The organism is Kitasatospora sp. NPDC096128, assembly GCF_040303105.1.
In the GTDB taxonomy this organism is placed as follows: domain Bacteria; phylum Actinomycetota; class Actinomycetes; order Streptomycetales; family Streptomycetaceae; genus Kitasatospora.
Genome location: NZ_JBEOSP010000064.1, coordinates 21473 through 38212, shown reverse-complemented (window position 1 = coordinate 38212; position 16740 = coordinate 21473). Strand labels below are relative to the sequence as shown.

At 75.2% G+C, this 16740-nt stretch carries 14 protein-coding genes; 9 read left to right on the top strand and 5 right to left on the bottom strand.

What is annotated here, in order from left to right:
• Positions 1–103: 103 nt before the first annotated feature.
• From ABTY61_RS38505 to ABTY61_RS38465, 9 genes are all read left to right on the top strand, one after another.
• Positions 104–2548: a type I polyketide synthase gene (locus ABTY61_RS38505; RefSeq protein WP_350509864.1), complete on the top strand. Its 2445-nt coding sequence runs from the start codon at positions 104–106 to the stop codon at positions 2546–2548.
• Positions 2541–3662, top strand: a complete 1122-nt coding sequence (locus tag ABTY61_RS38500) for a DNA alkylation repair protein (protein ID WP_350509863.1) — start codon at positions 2541–2543, stop codon at positions 3660–3662. Before ABTY61_RS38505 ends, ABTY61_RS38500 begins: the two co-directional genes overlap by 8 nt.
• Positions 3659–7450, top strand: a complete 3792-nt coding sequence (locus tag ABTY61_RS38495) for a bifunctional SDR family oxidoreductase/pyridoxal phosphate-dependent aminotransferase family protein (protein ID WP_350509862.1) — start codon at positions 3659–3661, stop codon at positions 7448–7450. Before ABTY61_RS38500 ends, ABTY61_RS38495 begins: the two co-directional genes overlap by 4 nt.
• Positions 7451–7583: 133 nt before the next feature.
• Positions 7584–7895 carry a hypothetical protein gene (locus tag ABTY61_RS38490; protein WP_350509861.1) on the top strand — a complete coding sequence of 104 codons (312 nt, stop codon included), beginning with the start codon at positions 7584–7586 and terminating at the stop codon, positions 7893–7895.
• On the top strand, positions 7892–9043 hold the full coding sequence (locus tag ABTY61_RS38485; protein ID WP_350509860.1) for a class II histone deacetylase: 1152 nt from the start codon (positions 7892–7894) through the stop codon (positions 9041–9043). Before ABTY61_RS38490 ends, ABTY61_RS38485 begins: the two co-directional genes overlap by 4 nt.
• The gene (locus ABTY61_RS38480; RefSeq protein ID WP_350509859.1) at positions 9036–10043 is read left to right on the top strand and encodes a thioesterase II family protein; all 1008 of its coding nucleotides are present in this window, start codon (positions 9036–9038) and stop codon (positions 10041–10043) included. The genes ABTY61_RS38485 and ABTY61_RS38480 overlap by 8 nt, the downstream gene beginning before the upstream one ends.
• Positions 9958–11466, top strand: a complete 1509-nt coding sequence (locus ABTY61_RS38475; RefSeq protein WP_350509868.1) for an MFS transporter — start codon at positions 9958–9960, stop codon at positions 11464–11466. The genes ABTY61_RS38480 and ABTY61_RS38475 overlap by 86 nt, the downstream gene beginning before the upstream one ends.
• A 183-nt stretch (positions 11467–11649) precedes the next feature.
• Positions 11650–12006 (top strand): VOC family protein, encoded by a 357-nt coding sequence (locus tag ABTY61_RS38470; RefSeq protein WP_350509858.1) that lies wholly within the window; start codon positions 11650–11652, stop codon positions 12004–12006.
• Entirely contained in the window at positions 11967–12683 is a 717-nt protein-coding gene (locus ABTY61_RS38465) for a hypothetical protein (protein WP_350509857.1), read from the top strand. The genes ABTY61_RS38470 and ABTY61_RS38465 overlap by 40 nt, the downstream gene beginning before the upstream one ends.
• Here ABTY61_RS38465 and ABTY61_RS38460 read toward each other — a convergent pair.
• The 5 genes from ABTY61_RS38460 to ABTY61_RS38440 all read right to left on the bottom strand — a co-directional run bounded on the left by ABTY61_RS38460 (position 12649) and on the right by ABTY61_RS38440 (position 16681).
• A complete protein-coding gene (locus ABTY61_RS38460) occupies positions 12649–13239 on the bottom strand; it encodes a TetR/AcrR family transcriptional regulator (protein ID WP_350509856.1) in 591 nt (196 codons plus the stop codon). The two genes, ABTY61_RS38465 and ABTY61_RS38460, sit on opposite strands and share 35 nt — an antisense overlap.
• Before the next feature lie 119 nt (positions 13240–13358).
• Entirely contained in the window at positions 13359–14750 is a 1392-nt protein-coding gene (locus tag ABTY61_RS38455) for an amidase (RefSeq protein WP_350509855.1), read from the bottom strand.
• Positions 14737–14970: a hypothetical protein gene (locus tag ABTY61_RS38450; protein ID WP_350509854.1), complete on the bottom strand. Its 234-nt coding sequence runs from the start codon at positions 14968–14970 to the stop codon at positions 14737–14739. The genes ABTY61_RS38455 and ABTY61_RS38450 overlap by 14 nt, the downstream gene beginning before the upstream one ends.
• An 81-nt stretch (positions 14971–15051) precedes the next feature.
• On the bottom strand, positions 15052–15984 hold the full coding sequence (locus ABTY61_RS38445) for an MBL fold metallo-hydrolase (RefSeq protein ID WP_350509853.1): 933 nt from the start codon (positions 15982–15984) through the stop codon (positions 15052–15054).
• A gap of 118 nt (positions 15985–16102) precedes the next feature.
• Positions 16103–16681, bottom strand: coding sequence for a TetR/AcrR family transcriptional regulator (locus tag ABTY61_RS38440; protein ID WP_350509852.1), 579 nt, complete (start codon positions 16679–16681; stop codon positions 16103–16105).
• Positions 16682–16740: the final 59 nt, after the last annotated feature.

Genomic DNA, 16740 nt, shown 5'->3' with positions numbered 1-16740 from the left:
CACTGGACCGGCGAACTGGACGCCGAGCGCGCCCGCCGGGTGCTGGACGGCGAGCTGCCGTTCGACGAGCTGACCCTGGTCGACAGTCACGGCGCTCGACCGGGTGGACGAGTTCGACCCCGCCCCGTTCCGGATCTCGCCCCGGGAGGCGCCGCTGATCGACCCCCAGGCCCGGATCGTCTACGAAACGATCTGGGAGGCCCTGGAGGACGGCGGCCGCGCCGGCGCCCGGGCCGAGGGTGCCACCACCGGGCTGTGGATCGCCTACAGCCACGACCACTACCACGAGGAGCGGGTGCGCCACGGCATCGCCGACGGGCGCGGGCTCGGCCTGGAGGCGATGATCGCCAACCGGCTGTCCTACCTGATGGACTGGCACGGCCCCAGCACCCTGGTCAACACCCTCTGCTCCTCCTCCCTGGTCGCCCTGCACACCGCCGTGCAGCACCTGCGCTCCGGGGACGTCGACACGGCGGTGATCGGCGCCGTGCACGCCGCCATCAGCCCCGAGTACTTCCGCTCCATGGGCGAGCTGATGGCCCTGTCGCCCCGGCACCGCTGCCGCTCCTTCGACGACGGTGCCGACGGCTTCGTGCCCGGCGAGGGCGCCGTCGCCGTGGTGCTGCGCCGCCATGCGGACGCCGAGCGGGACGGCGACCGGGTGCGCGGGCTGGTCCGGGGCACGGCGGTCAACCACGGCGGCCGCACCACCCGCTACTCCGCGCCCAGCCCGGCCGCCCAGCGGGACGTCGTCGCCGCGGCCCTGCGGGACGCCGAGGTCTCCCCGGAGACCATCGACCTGGTCGAGGCGCACGGCACCGGCACCCGGCTGGGCGACCCGATCGAGGTGGACGGGCTGACCAGGGCCTGGCGCGAGCACACCGACCGCGCCCAGTACTGCGCGCTCGGTTCGCTGAAGTCCAACGTCGGCCACCTGGAGCCCGCCGCCGGCCTGGCCGGCCTGGTCAAGGTCCTGCTGGGCCTGGAGCACGAGCAGTTGTGGCCCACCCTGCACGTCACCCGGCCCAACGACCACATCCGCTTCGAGGCCACCCCGTTCCACCTGGTCGACCGGGCGAGCCCCTGGCCGCGCGGGGAGCGACCGCGCCGGGCCGCCGTCAGCGCCTTCGGGATGGGCGGGGTCAACGCCCATGTGATCGTCGAGGAGGCGCCGGCCGCCCCCGCTCCCGCACCGCTCGCCCAGGACAGCCACCTGCTGCGGATCGGCGCGGCGAGCGAGCCCGCGCTGCGCGCCCTGGCCGCCGCCTACGCCGGGCAGGTGGCCGCCCTCCCGGCCGCCGGGCTCGGCGACTTCGCCCGGACCGCGAACACCGCGCGGGCCGCGCACCGCCACCGCGTCACCGTGCACGGCGGCACCCCGGCCGAGCTGGCCGCCCGGCTCGCCGCCGTCGCCGACGGGAGCGCCCCGGCGGCCCGGCACCCCGGCGGCCCAGCCCGCACCGCGTTCCTGTTCACCGGGCAGGGCTCGCAGTACCCCGGCATGGGCGAGGGCCTGTACGCCACCGAGCCGCGCTTCCGCGAGGCGCTGGACGAGTGCGCCGAACTGCTCGCCCCGCACACCGGCGTCGCGCTGCTCGACCTGCTCCACGGCGACGCCCGCCACCTGCTGGACGAGACCCGCTACGCCCAGATCGGCATCGTGAGCGTGCAGGTCGCCCTGGTCCGCTGGCTGGCGGCGGCGGGCGTGCGGCCCGACGCGGTCGCCGGGCACAGCCTGGGCGAGCTGACGGCGGCCTGGGCCGCGGGCGTGCTCGCCCTGCCCGACCTGCTGCGGCTGACCGCGCTGCGCGGCCGGCTGATGCAGGACCAGCCCCGGGGCGGGGCGATGGCGGTCGTCCACACCGACGCCGACACCCTCACGGCCGCCCTCGCCCGCTACCCGGGCCTGGAGATCGCCGCCTACAACGGGCCGCGCCTGCACACCGTCAGCGGCCCGGCCGAGGCCGTCGAGCGGCTGCGGGCCGAGCGCGCCGAGCGCGTCCAGCCGCTGACGGTCAGCCACGCCTTCCACAGCGCGCAGATGGACGGCGCGGTGGCCCCCTTCGCGGAGGCGGTGGCCGGCGTCGAACTCGCCCCGCCCGTCCTGCCGTTCGTCTCCACCCTCACCGGGACCCGGCACACCGCCGGGAGCGCGACCGACCCGCAGTACTGGGCCCGGGCCATCCGCCTCCCGGTCCGCTTCGCCGAGGCGGTGGCCGCCCTGAACGAGGACGGCCCGGACGCGGTGTGGGAGATCGGCCCACAGCCCCAGCTGCTCCCGCTAGCCCGGGCCGCGTACACCGGCGAGCACCCCGGGTGGATCGCCACCCTCCGACGCGGCCGCGGCGACCAGGCGCAGCTGCACGCCGCCCTGGCGGCCCACCACGACCGCACCGGCGCCGAACCGCGCTGGAGCGCCCTGCACGAGGACAAGGGCCAGCGGATCACGACCATCCCGACCTATCCCTTCCGCCGGCAGCGGTACTGGATCACCGCGGCCGCAGGCAACCCCGACGAGCACACGAAGAGGCCCGAGCACCATGGCTAGCGAGTACGGACTCAAGCGACACTTCAACGGCGAGGCGGCCCGCCTGATCGGAGGCAGGATCCGCGCCGCCCACCCCGGCTTCGACGTCGACGGCTATGCGGCCGAGGTCGAACGGCGGGTGGTGGGAAAGGAGTTGAAGGACCGCGTCCTGGTCCTGGCCGAGGGCCTGCGTACCCGGTTGCCCGCCGGCTACCCCGCCGCCCTGCCCCTGCTGCTGACCGTCCTCGGCGACGAACTCGCCGAAGGCGAGGGGATGTTCAACGCCAGCTGGTACCTGATGCCGGTGGCCAGGTTCGTCGAGGAGTACGGACTCGACCACCCGGAGCCCTCGCTCGACGCCATCGAGGAGATCACCCGGCGGCACACCGGCGAGTACGCGATCCGGCCCTACCTCGAACAGCACCACGCGCAGACCATGCTGAAGGTCACCGAGTGGGCGCTCAGCCCCAGCCACAACGTGCGGCGCCTCGCCAGCGAGGGCGTGCGCCCGCGGCTGCCCTGGGCCCGCACCCTGGGCGTCTTCGTCAAGGACCCACGACCCGTCCTGGAGGTCCTCGAACCGCTGCGCAGCGACCCCTCCGAGTACGTCCGCAAGTCCGTCGCGAACAACCTGAACGACATCTCCAAGGACAACCCGCAGCAGGCCCTCGACACCGCCCTGCGCTGGCTGGAGCAGAGCCCCACCCCCGAGACCGCCTGGATCGTCAAGCACGGACTGCGGACCCTGGTGAAGAACGGCGACCAGCAGGCCCTGGCCGCCCTCGGCGCCACCGGCGGCGAGCACGTCCGGGTGCCGCGGCTGAGCGTCACACCGGGCGAGCTGACCGTCGGGGAGACCGTCCTCGTCGAGTTCGAGGTCGAGAACACCGACACCCGCAGCCACAGCGTGACCGTCGACTACGTCGTCCACCACGTTCGCAAGAGCGGCCGCAGCATCCCGAAGGTCTTCAAGCTCACCACCCTGGAACTCGGCCCCGGCGAACGGCGCAGCCTGCGCAAGCCCCATCCCGTCAAGGAGGTGCAGACCCGCAGCTACTACCCGGGCGAGCACCGGGTCGACATCCAGGTCAACGGCCTGGTGAAGGCCACCGGGCGATTCGGCCTGCGCACATGAGCGCGCCGACGCTCACCCTCGACGCGGCCGATCCGGTGGTGGCCGACCACCGGATCGGGGAGCACCCCGTGCTCGCCGCCGCCGTCCAGGCGGACGCGCTGCTGTGCGCCCTGGACGCCCGACGGCCGGGCCGCTCCTGGACGCTGGAGCAGCTCGCCTTCCGCGCGCCGCTGCGGGTCGACGGCCCGCAGGTCGACCTGGCGGTGGTGACGGGCGAGGACGGGCGGTGCGCCCTGCACAGCGCGGGCACCGGGGCGCCGACCGCACCGACCGCGTACAGCACCGCCCGCGCGCACGGCACGCCGCTGGCACCGCCGCGCCACCTCGACACCGTCGCCCTGCGGGCAGGCTGCCCGGACGCCGTCCCGCTCGCCGAACTGGACGCCTGGCGGCGCGCCAGCGGCATCGGGTACGGGCCCGCCTACCGGGTGGTCCGCTCCGCGCAGCGCGGGCCCGGGCGGATCGCGGCGGTGCTGCGCACGGCCGAGGACGACCCGGGCGCGGCGTCCTTCGTGCCGCCGCCGCTGCTCGACGGGGTGTTCCAGCTGCTCGGGCTGCTCGACGGGGGAGCGGCCGGGGCGTGCCTGCCCTGGTACGTCGGCCGGCTCACCGCCCGCCGCCGGATCACCGGGACGGTGCTGGCGCTGGTCGAACTCGAACCGGCGCCGCCGGGCGGTGCGGGCGTCACGGCCGGTGCGGTGCGCGGGCGGGCGACCGTCTGCAACCAGCAGGGGGAGGTCCTGCTGGAACTGGAGCGCATCACCCTCAAGGCCGCGGCAGCGGCCGGCCGGGTGCCCGCGCCCCGGGTGCCCGCGCCCGCCGTCGGACTGATCGAGGTGCCCGGGTGGCGGCGGACCGAGCCGGTCCCCGCGCCCCGGGCCGCCGACCGGGCGGTGCTGCTGATCGCCCCGCCGGCCACCCCGCCGCCGGCCACCCCGCCCGTCGCCCGGATGGCGCCGGAGGAGCTGACGCGGGAACGGGTCGACGCCGTCCTCGCCGAGCACCCCGTCCACGAGGTGGTGTACCTGGCGCCCCGGGGGGTCGCGGGGGCGGACGGGGCGGCGCGGGCCCTCCAGGGCGTCTTCACCCTGGTGCGCCGCCTGGCCGCCCGGCCGCCGATGCCCGACCTGCTGATCGTCACCACGGGGGCCCACGACCTCACCGGGGGCGAGCCCGTCGACCCCCTCATGACCGCACTCTGGGCGCTGGCCCGCACCCTGCGCGCGGAGCACCCGCGCACCGCCGTGCGCCTGGTCGACCTGGAACCGGGCGAGCCCACGGTGCCACCCCGGTACGCCGAGCCGGACCTGGCCCGGCGGGCCGGCAGCTGGTACGCGCCGGTGGTCGCACCCGACCGCTCCGCCGCGGCCCGGCCCCCGCGGCTGCGCGGCGGACGCTTCCTCATCACCGGCGGCCTGGGCGCCATCGGCCTGCGCGTCGCCGAGTTCCTGGCCGAGGAGGGCTGCGCCCACCTCACCCTGGTGGGCCGCGGCGCCCCGGGCGCCGGCGAGGTCCGGCGGCGCCTCGACCGGCTCGCCGCCCGGTGCGAGCTGGAGACCGTGGCCGCCGACGTCCGCGAGCTGCCCGGGCGGCTGGCCGGTGCCGCGCGCTACGACGGCCTCCTGCACGCCGCCGGAGTGCTGCGCGACGGCCTGGCCCGGGGCCTGACCCCGGCGCAGATCGGGGAGGTGCTCGACCCCAAGATCGGCGGGGTGCACGCCCTCGCCGAGCTGGCGGCCCGGCACGACCCGCCCGGCTTCGTCGCGCTGTTCTCCTCCGTCGCGGCCGTGCGCGCCAACCTCGGCCAGAGCGCCTACGCCGCCGCCAACGCCTACCTGGACGGCTACGCGGCCCGCCGCCGCGCGGCCGGCGAGCCCTGGTACAGCCTCGGCTGGGGGCTGTGGAACGTCGGCATGGGCGAGCACATCGCCCCCAGGGCCGCCGCCCACGGCGTCCCCGCCCTCACTCCGGACGGCGGCGTCGCCCTGCTGCGCGCGGCCCTCTCCCGTCCTCCCGCGCACTACGTCCTGACCGCCACCGCCCGAGCGAAGGGGGCACCCATGACCACCACGACACCGGCGAGCACGCTGTGGCCGCCGCTCACCGCCGCCGTCCGCACGATCCTCCACGTCGACGACGTCGCCCGGGAGGACGACCTGCTGGAGCTGGGCCTCGACTCGATGATGGCGGTCGAGCTGGCCGCGGCGCTGTCCGGCTCCGGGCTCGACGTCGACCCGATGGTCTTCTTCGAGCACAGCGGCGTCGGCGCCCTGCTGGGGCACCTGGAGTCCTTGCCGCGTCAGGGAGTCGGTGCGCGGCCGTCTGCTGCAGCCGTCGCTGTTCCCGAGCCCGTTCCCGCGCCCGAGCCCGTTCCCGCGCCCCTTCCCGAGCCCGTCGTTCCCGCGCCCGCCGACGCCTTCGTCCCCGACTGGGACCGCTACCGGGACCCGGCGCCGCGCCCCGAACCGACCCCCGAACCGACCCCCGAAGCGGCGCCCGTACCGGAGCCCGCGCCGCGTCCCGCCCCCGCCCCTGTCCCGCCGCGCACCCGCACGCCCCGGCGCACCCTGCCCGGCCGGCTGTCCGGCGCGCCCGGCGGCACCTTCCTGGCGCGCCGGATCGACGCGCTCTCCACCGAGGACCGCCAACTCGTCGCCAGGGACGAGTACTTCTACGAGCCCGTGATCGAACGCGCGGAGGGTGCGCGGATCAGGTTCGACGGCCGCTGGTACCTCAACTTCGCCTCCTACAGCTACCTCGGACTGATCGGCCACGACTACATCGACCAGCAGGTCCTCGACGCGGTGGAGCGCCACGGCACCGGCGCCCACGGCGTGCGCCTGCTGGCCGGCACCCTCCACCTGCACCGCGAACTGGAGCTGGCCGTCGCCGACTTCCTCGGTGCCGAGGATGCCGTCGTCTTCTCCAGCGGGTACCTGGCCAACGTCGCCACCGTGGGCGCCCTGGTCGGCGCGGGCGACGTGGTCATCGGCGACGTCTACAACCACGCCAGCATCCTCGACGGTTACCGGCTCTCCGGCGCCGAGGTGATCACCTACGCCCACAACGACCTGGCCGACCTGGAGCGCGCCCTGAAGAAGGTGGGCGACCGGGGCCGCCTGGTGGTCACCGACGCCGTGTTCAGTATGGACGGCGACGTCGCCGACCTGCCCGGAATCACCGAGCTGTGCGAGCGCTACGACGCCCCGCTGATGGTCGACGAGGCGCACAGCCTCGGCGTCCTCGGCGACACCGGGCGCGGCATCACCGAGCACTTCGGCCTCGACCCGGCCCGGGTGGACGTCAAGATGGGCACTTTGTCCAAGACCGTGCCCAGCGCGGGCGGTTACGTCGCCGGCTCGCGCGACCTCGTCTTCGCGCTGAAGAACAACGCGCGCGGCTGGATGTTCTCCGCCGCCGCGACCCCGGCCCAGGTCGCCGCCGCCAAGGCCGCGATCGAGGTGATGGCCGCGGCCCCCGAACTCACCCGGGAACTGCGCGCCAGGACCACCCGCTACCGCGAGCAGCTGCGCGCCCTCGGCTTCGACACCCTGCACAGCGAGACACCGGTGGTGCCGGTGATCTGCCGCAGCGCCGAACAGGCGGGCGCCATGGCCCGGTTGTGCCAGCGCGACGGGTTGTTCGTGCAGCCGATCGTCTACCCGGCGGTGCCGCGGACCCTGCCCCGGCTGCGCACGATCGTCAACCTCGCCCACTCCGAGGCCGACCTGGACACCGCGGTCGCCACGCTCGCGCGTGCCGGCCGGGCCTGCGGCCTCATCCCCTGATCCGCACACCCACCCGTACATCCACCCGTACATCCACCCGTACATCCACCCGCACACCCACCCGTACATCCACCCGCACACCCACCTGTGCATCCACCCGTACAGCCACACACCGCATCCCGGAGGGGAGCCCATGACCGCCGCACCCGACACCGAGGCGTTCTTCTCGGCCGTCCTGAAGGCCATCGCCGTCACCCGCAACCACGCCACCGACCCGCAGGAGCACGCCCGGGGCGTGGTCGAGCCGGCCGCCCGGATCCGCGCCGCCGAGAAGCGGATCGGCGCCCGCCCGATCACCCCGGCCGAGGCGGGCGAGGTGCTGGAGCTGCTGGAGACCACCTTCCGCACCAAGCGCACCCCGGACGAGGAGCGCGAGCACTACCTGGCGTACATCGAGGGGGTCTCCGGCGTGAGTCGGGCCCCGCTGGGCGCGTCCGCCGCGTGAGCGTTCACGAACTCGGCTGGTACAGCCATGAGTTGTGCTTCTGGCACGACCCCGGGCCCGGCGCCGGCTACCTGCCGGTGGGGCCCGGGATCGAGCCGCTGCGCCAGTTCGCCGTCGACCCGGACCTGCGCCGGGCGGAGGGCCTGGTCCGGGCGGCCGGAGTCCTGGAGCGGTTCACCGCGGTGACCCCGGCACCCGCCTCCGACGAGGACCTGCTGCTGGTGCACACCCCGGAGCACCTCGAACGGGTCGAGGCCGCCTCGGCGGCCGGCGCGGGCGACGCCGGGGTGTACGCGCCCGTCAACTACCACAGCGCGCGGGCCGCCCGGCTCGCCGCCGGGGCCTGCGCCCAGGCCGTGACGGCCGTCCTGGACGGGCGGTTCGGCCGGGCCTACTGCCTGGTGCGCCCGCCCGGCCACCACGCGGAGCCCGACCGGGCGATGGCGCTGTGCCTCTACAACAACCTGGCGGTCGCGGCCCGTACCGCGCTGCGCCACGGCGCGCGCCGGGTGCTGGTCCTGGACTGGGACGTCCACCACGGCAACGGCCTCCAGCGGGTGTTCTACCAGGACCCGGACGTGCTGTACGTCTCCGTCCACCAGGACGGGCTGTTCCCGGCGGCGTCCGGCCTCGTCCTGGAGACCGGCGCGGGCGCGGGCGCCGGGACCACGCTCAACGTGCCGCTGCCGGCGGGCTCCGGGCACGAGGCCTACCTCGCCGTCGTGGAGCAACTGGTGGCGCCCGCCGCCCGGGCCTTCCGCCCCGACCTGATTCTGGTCGCGGCCGGCGTCGACGCGGGCGGGCACGACCCGATGGGCCGGATGCTGTGCACCAGCCGCACCTTCCACGCCATGACCTCGGCCGTATGCCGACTGGCGGACGAACTGGCGGACGGGCGGCTCGTGTTGGCCCACGAGGGCGGCTACTCGGCCTGGTACCAGCCGACGTTGGTGCTGGCCACGGCCTGCGCGCTCGCCGGGCTGCCGGCCCCCGACGATCCGTTCCTGCACTCGCTGGAACACCTGCCGGGCCAGCGGCTGCAACCCCACCAGCGGCGGGTGGTCGACCACTTGCGCGCCCACCACCCGCTGTTCGCGGGCCGTTCGGACCCAGCCGACCCGCAGACGGAAGGGGAAGGTGATGGGTGACTGGTGGACCCGCCTGGGAGCACCCGCCAAGGGCCCCGGGCCGCGCCCGCGCCGACGGGTGGTGGCGCTGCCGCACGCCGGCGGCTGGCCGTCGGCCTTCCGCGGCTGGCGGGACGTGCTGCCCGCCGACGTCGAGCTCCTGGCCGCCCAACTGCCGGGCCGCGGGCCGCGCATCGGCGAGGAGCCGCCGACCAGGATCGAGCCGCTGGTCGGGGCGCTGAGCCGGGAGCTCGCCGACCTGACCGGAGCGGATCCGCTGCCGTACGCGGTGATCGGGCACAGCTTCGGCAGCGTCCTCGGGTACGAGCTCACCCGGGCCATGGAGCACAAGGGCCTGCCGCCCGAGCTGCTCGCCGTCTCGGCCCGCCAGCCCCCGTGCTTCACTGGCGGCCCGCCGTCCGCGCACCAGCGCACCGACGCCCAACTCCTCGCCCATCTAAGGGAGATCGGCGGCATCGCACCCGGGCTGCTGGCCCGTCCCGACCTGCTCGGGCCGGCCCTGCGCGCCATCCGCGCCGACCTGGAGGCGATGGAGGCCCATGAACGGCCGCCGGCCGGGACGGGCGTGCCGATCCTCGCCCTCGGCGCGGAGGACGACCCGGTCGTCCGCGCCGACCGCCTGCACCTGTGGTCGCTGGAGACCACGGCGGGCTTCCGTCGGCTGATGTTCCCCGGCGGCCACTTCTATCTCTACGAGCAGGCCAACGCAGCGGCCGTCGCCCGGCACCTGGTCGCACCGCCGCCTCCTGCCTCACAAGCCCTCGACGCCCCGCGTCCCCTCGACGCCCCGCGCCCCCTCGACGCCCCGCGTCCCCTCGACACCACGCAGTCCCCGGACACCCCCGGACTCCCGGAAAGGAACCCCGTTGAGCACCACCGCCGACTCCCCCCAGCAGGCCGGTCCACGCCAGTGGCTGGGGCTGGCCGTCCTGGCGCTGCCCACGCTCCTGCTCTCCATCGACGTGAGCGTGCTGCACCTGGCCGTACCGCACATCAGTGAGGCCCTGGCCCCCTCGGCCTCCCAGATGCTGTGGATCATCGACATCTACGGCTTCCTGATCGCGGGCTTCCTGGTCACCATGGGCACCCTCGGCGACCGCATCGGTCGGCGCCGGCTGCTGCTGATCGGCGCCGCCGCCTTCGGGGTGGCCTCAGTGGCCGCCGCGTACACCAGCGACCCGGTCGCGCTGATCGCGGCCAGGGCGGCGCTCGGGGTGGCGGGCGCGACGCTGATGCCCTCCACGCTCGCGCTGATCACCACGATGTTCCCGGACCCCCGCCAGCGCGGGATGGCCATCGCGGTGTGGGTCACCATGTTCTCGGTCGGCATCGCGCTCGGCCCGGTGGTCGGCGGCGCCATGCTGGAGTACTTCTGGTGGGGCTCGGTCTTCCTGCTGGCCATCCCGATCATGGCGCTGCTGCTGATCGCCGGCCCGGTGCTGCTGCCGGAGTACCGGGACGGGAACGTCGGCCGGCTCGACCTGGCCAGCGTGCTGCTGTCGCTCGGGGCGATCCTGCCGGTGATCTACGGGCTCAAGGAGGTCGCCAAGGGCGGCCCGGCCCTGGTGCCGGCGCTCGCCCTGGTCGTGGGCCTGGCCGTGGCCGGCGTCTTCGTCCGGCGCCAGCGCACACTGGCCGACCCGCTGCTGGACTTCCGGCTGTTCGCCGGCCCGACCTTTCGCACCGCGCTGGCCACCCTGCTGGTCAGCATGCTGGTGGCGGGCGGCACCTACTTGTACGTCACCCAGTACCTCCAGCTGGTCGGCGAGCTGTCGCCCATGACGGCGGGCCTCTACCTGCTGCCGGCGGCCTTCGCGCTGATCGTCACGTCGATGGTGTCCCCGATCGCGGCGGCCAAGGTGCGGCCCGCGTACGTCGTGGCGGCCGGCCTGGTGCTGTCGGCCCTGGGCCACGTCGTGCTGGCGACGGCCGACAGCACCTCCGGCATCGCCCAGGTGGTGACCGGCTTCGCCTTCGTCTACGCGGGCGGCGGCCCGCTGGTGGCCCTCGGCACGGACATCGTGGTCGGTTCGGCCCCGCCGGAGCAGGCCGGTTCGGCCTCGGCGATCTCGGAGACCAGCACCGAGCTGGGCATGGCGCTCGGCGTGGCGCTGCTCGGCAGCCTCGGTGCGGCCGTGTACCGCGCAGGGGTGGACGTGCCCGGCACGGTGCCGGAGGAGGCGGCCGGCACGCTCGCCGGGGCGGTGGAGGCGGCGGAGCACCTGCCCGCCGACGCGGCGGGGGCGTTCCTGGAGTCCGCCCGGGCCGCGTTCACCGACGGCATGAACGTGATCGGCGGGATCGGGGCCGTGCTGGCGCTGGCCAGCGCGGTGCTGGTGGTGCTGGTGGTCAAGGCGCCGCCGGCGGGCGCCGGGGCGGAGGAGGAGGCCGCCGCCGAGCCGGTGGCGGCCGCGGTGGAATAGCGCCGGTCGGAGGCGCGGCCGCGGGGCCCGACGGCCGGTCCGGGACGGGACCGGCCGTCGGTGCGTGTCCGGATGTCGCCCGGCGGCGGTCGGGACGGGCCGCCACCGACCGTGTTGACATACCGATGGTACGCAAATAGGTTCAGTTGACATACCGTTGGTACGTGAATGGGGATGCCGTCCATGCTGGCCAGCTTCCGTCCGGTGATCTGTACGTCCCGCCTCGGCGAGACCCGCGCGTTCTACGCGTGCTTCGGCTTCGAGGTGGTACGCGAGGCGCCCTGGTGTCTCGTCCTCGGCCGCCCGGCCCCCCGGCCCGTCGAACTCACCCTCGTGGACCCGTCCCACCCGGAGGTGCCCGAGGAGTGGAAGCGGCCGGTGCGCGCGGTGCGGATCGTCCTGGAGGCGGACACCGGGGGCGGACGGACGGTGGTGGACCCCAACGGCGTCCGCCTCGACGTCGTACCGAGAGCTGCGAGGGACCCAAGGGGAGAGGTGCCATGGCAGGAAGAATCGATCCCGACACGGCGGTCGCGGTGATGCGCGCGGCCGGACTGGAGCCGCTGGAGCCCTACCCCGGGGCGAACGTGGCCTGGAACTCCCGCTGTACCGACGGCGCCCACCGCGTCGCGCCCACCTTCACCCTGGTGCGGACCGGCCGCGGCGCCGGCTGCCGCCAGTGCGGGCGCACCGCCGCCGGCCGGCGGCGCCGCGCGGCAGGGCGGGAGCGGGCCGAGGCGGACATGCGGGCGGCCGGGTACGAGCCACTCGACCCCTACCCGGGAGCCAGGGTGCGGTGGCGCTGCCGGCACCTGCCCTGCGGCCGGACCGTCCACCCCCGGCTGTTCAAGATCCGTGCGGGCGGCGGCGGTTGCCTCGGCTGCGCGGGCCGGGCCCCGGTGGACCCGGCTGCCGCCGAGGCGGAGATGCGCGCGATCGGCATGGAGCCGCTGGAGCCCTTCCCCGGCCGGGTGCGCGACCAGTGGCGGTGCCGCTGCACCCGGTGCGGCCACATCGGCACCCCGATGCTCAACAACATCCGCCGCGGCCAAGGCGGTTGCTACCCCTGCGCGCACCGCGACCGGCTCGCCGACCGGCACCCCGACCGGCGCCCGGAACGGCACCCCGAGCAGCTCACCGAGCAGCTCACCGCGCGGCACCCCGCGCGGCTCACCGAGCGGGTCACCGCGCGCGCAGCGCCTCCAGCAGCCGGGTGAGCGCCCGGACGGTCTCCGCCAGGTCGTCGGGCCCGCCCGAGTCCGCCAGCCACAGCGCCGCCTCGTTCATCGCGCCCGACAGCAGGTGGGTGAGCGGCGCGGCCGGCTGGGCCGGGATCGTCCCCTCGGCGATCAGTACGGTGAGCACACTGGCCAGGTGCCGGCCGGAGGTGGCCTCGTTCATGGCCCGCCACTCGCTCCACCCCAGCACGGCCGGCCCGTCGACCAGCAGGATGCGCTGGACCGAGGGATCGGTGGAGGTGCTCAGGAAGGCCTCGCACCCGGCCACGAGCTGCTCCCACGGCTCCTCCCGGGCGTCCGCGGTCACGGCGATCCGCTCCGCCACCTCCTGCTGCACCTGCTCCAGCACCGAGCGGAACAACTCGGCCTTGCTGTCGAAGTGGTGGTACAGCGCGCCCTTGGTCACCCCGGCCGCCGCCACGATCTCCGCCAGCCCCACGGCGCCGTACCCCAGGGTGGAGAACAGCCGCCGGCTCTCGCGCAGCAGCGCCTCCCGGGTCTGCTCCCGCTGCCGGGCCCGTACTCCCTGCGCCACGGTGGCTCCTTGTCGTTGACGTACTGAAGGTATGCCAACACGGTACTGGCCCGACACCCCCTGCGGGGAGCGCCCCGGCACCACCGTCCGGGAGTGCACCGTCCGTGAGTGCACCGTGCTCAGGCCACCGCGGCGAGCTCCGGGGCCGGCCGGGTCCGCTCGTAGGCGTGGCCGACCCGCAGCAGCGTCGGCTCGCCGAGGGGACGGCCGAGCAGCTGCAGGCCGATCGGCAGGCCGGCCCGGTCGTGGCCGACCGGAACGGTCAGGGCGGGCACCCCGGTGATGTTGGCGGGGGCGGAGAGGCGCACATAGGCGTCGGAGACGCCCTCGACCGTGCCGTCCGGCCAGTCGACCGTCGTCTCGTCGGCGCCGACCGCGGTCATCGGCACGCTCGGGGCGGCGATCACGTCGACCTGCTCCAGCAGCCGCTCCCACTCGGCCCGCATGAGCGTGCGGGCGCGCTGCGCGCGGAGGTGGTCCCCGGCGCTCATCAACTCGCCGGCCTCCAGGAGGATGCGGACGTCCTCCTGGTACAGCTCGGGGACGGTGCGCAGGCTGCGCTCGTGGTAGGCCGCGGCCTCCGGCACCATCAGGCCCCACTGGACGGCCTTGATGTAGCGGGTCATCGGGATGTCGACCTCGACGACCCGCGCGCCCAGGGCCTCCAACTGCCCGACGGCGGCCCGGACGGCGTCCGCCACCTGCGGGTCGACGTGGTCGAAGTAGTAGTTGCGCGGCAGGCCGACGCGCAGTCCCGTCAGGTCCGGGTCGGCGCCCGGCCGGTAGTCCGCGGCGGGGACGGACAGCGAGGCGGGGTCGCGCGGATCGTGTCCGGCCAGCGCGGTCAGGACCAGGGCCGCGTCCTCGACGGTGCGGGTGATCGGCCCGACGTGGTCCAGCGACCAGGACAGGGAGGTGACGCCGTGCCGGGGGACGAGACCGTAGGTCGGCTTGAGGCCGACCGCCCCGTTGAGCGCGGCGGGCACCCGGATCGACCCGCCGGTGTCGGTGCCCAGCGCGAAGGTCGCCGCGCCCGCCGCGACGGCGACCGCCGAGCCGCCGCTGGAACCGCCGGCCACCCGGCCGCGGTCCCAGGCGTTGCGGGTCTGCGGAGTGGTCAGCCCGAAGGCGAACTCATGGGTGTGGGTCTTGCCGACCAGGACGGCGCCGGCCGCCGTCAGACGCGCGGCGACCGTGCTGTCGGCCGTCGCGCGGTGGTCGGCGCGGACCCGGGAGCTGGCCGTGGTGGCCAGGCCGCCGACGTCGATCAGGTCCTTGAGCCCCATCGGGATGCCGTGCAGCGGTCCCCGGTAACGGCCGCGCGCCGCTTCGTGCGCGGCCTCCGCCGCCGCCCGCCGGGCCCGCTCCGCGGTGACGGTGACGTAGGCGCCCAGGTGCGGTTCCACCTCCTCGATGCGGGCGAGGACGGAGTCGACCAGTTCGACGGGGGAGAGGCGCCGGGCGCGGATCGCGTCCGCGGCGGCGGTGAGGGAGAGCTCATACGGCTGCATCGTGCGGTCCCTGTCCGGCGGGGTGGGCGGCGTGACGGGTGGGCCGGTAGGCGGCGGCGGGCGGGACGTCCGCGAAGTCCAGCTCGCGCAGGACCGCGACGACCCCGTGGATGTGGTCGGCGACCGCGGCGACCGCGGCGTGGCGTTCGGCGGGCAGCACGAGCCCGGCGCGGGCCGCCCAGCGGGCGGCTTCCGGCGGGGTGAGTTCGAAGGTGGTCATGGACCTTCTCCTGGCTGGGCGGAGGGCTGGGCGGCGGGCGGGGCGGCGGAGTATCTGAGGCACTAAGGCCAAGGATTCGCGTCAGGCCTGGGTGCCGGGGATCCCGACGCCGGGCTCGGCGAGCAGCCGGTAGCGGCCGTGCTCCCGGCGGACGGTGCCGGCCGTGGGCCGCGGGAAGTGGGTGCCCAGCAGCAGTGTGTCGGTGTCCGCCAGGCCGTCCAGCAGTCGGGCGCGGGTGCGGATCGCCCCGGCGGAGTCGATGTCGACGCAGCTGTGCACATGGGGGTGGGACAGCTGTACCGGGTGGTGGATGCTGTCGCCGGTGATCAGCGCCCGCCGGTCGCCGCCGCGCAGTTCGACGGCGACCTGGCCCGGGGTGTGGCCCGGGGCGGGGACCAGCAGGACGCCCGGCGCCACCTCACGGCCCTGCTCGGGCACCGCCACGGGGTCGTACTGTCCGGCGTCGCGGACCGGGTCGACGGAGTCGCGGAACATCCGGGTGCGGGCCTCGTCGAGCTCGGTGGCGGCCCAGTGGTCCCACTCGGTGCGGCTGGTGAGGTAGCGGGCGTTGGGGAAGGTGGGGATCCAGTCCCCGCCCGCGAGGCGGGTGTTCCAGCCGACGTGGTCGGTGTGCAGGTGGGTGGTGATCACCAGGTCCACGGACTCGGGCGTGAAGCCCGCCGCCGTCAGCCGCTCCAGGAAGTCGGTGTCGAGGCCGTCCCAGGCCGGGTTGGCCCGGGACTTGCCGTTGCCGATGCCGGTGTCCACGACGATGCGCAGTCCGCCGGCCTCCACCGCGAAGCTGTGGCTCGCCAGCCGCGGGACCTCGGCGTCGGCGAAGTCGGGGCGCAGCCACGCGGCCTCGTCCAGCACCTCCTTGGTGGCGTCCGGCAGCAGCCACGGCCCGGTGTGGCGGGGGAGTTCGATCTCGTCGATCCGGTGCACGAGGATGTCGCCGAGGCTCCAGCCGGTGCTGGTGGCGGGGGCGCTCGGGCGGGGGGCTGCGCTGCTCATCGGTGGACCCCTTCGGTGGCGCCGGCGCCCGCGGAGGCGGCGCGTGAGCGCGTTGAGGCGAATGCTTTGCATTAAGCACTCTAGGTCGACGATCCACCAAAACGCAAACCTTTAGCTTTTAGCTCCCCGAAGAGGACCCGGCACGGCCCAGCGCCGCCGCCACCAAGCGGTCGGTGTACGCCTGGGACAGGTCCGAGGGGCGGAACAGGATCCGGTACATCAGCGGGGCGACCAGCACGTCCAGCAGCGCCTCCAGCTCCGGCACGGCCTCCCCGCGCCCGGCCGCGCGCACGCACACGGCCCTCAACTGCTCGGCTGCGTAGTCGGAGCAGCGCGCCGCGTTGCCCTGCTCGGGGTCGCCCAGCAGGGCGTCGCGGATGTACGTGCGACCCGCCGTCGAGTCCATCTCCTCGGCGAACTGCACGGTCCACGCCGCCAAGTCCGCCCGCAGGCCGCCGTGGTCGGCCGGGGGGGCGTCGGGGCGCAGCCGCTCGACGGCCACGTCGGACAGCAGTTCCCGCAGGTCCCCCCAGCGGCGGTAGACGGTGGACGGCGTGACCCCCGCACGGGCCGCGATCAGCGGCACGGTCAGCGCCTCCCGCCCCACCTCCGCCTCCAGGTCACGGACCGCCTGGTGCACGGACTGCTGGACGCGGGCGCTGCGCCCGCCGGGGCGTGTGGTCGCTCGGGCATTCATGGGGACAGCCTAATGCGAAGGATTCGCGTCTGACCTGGCGCAGTGGGGTCAGCCGGGTC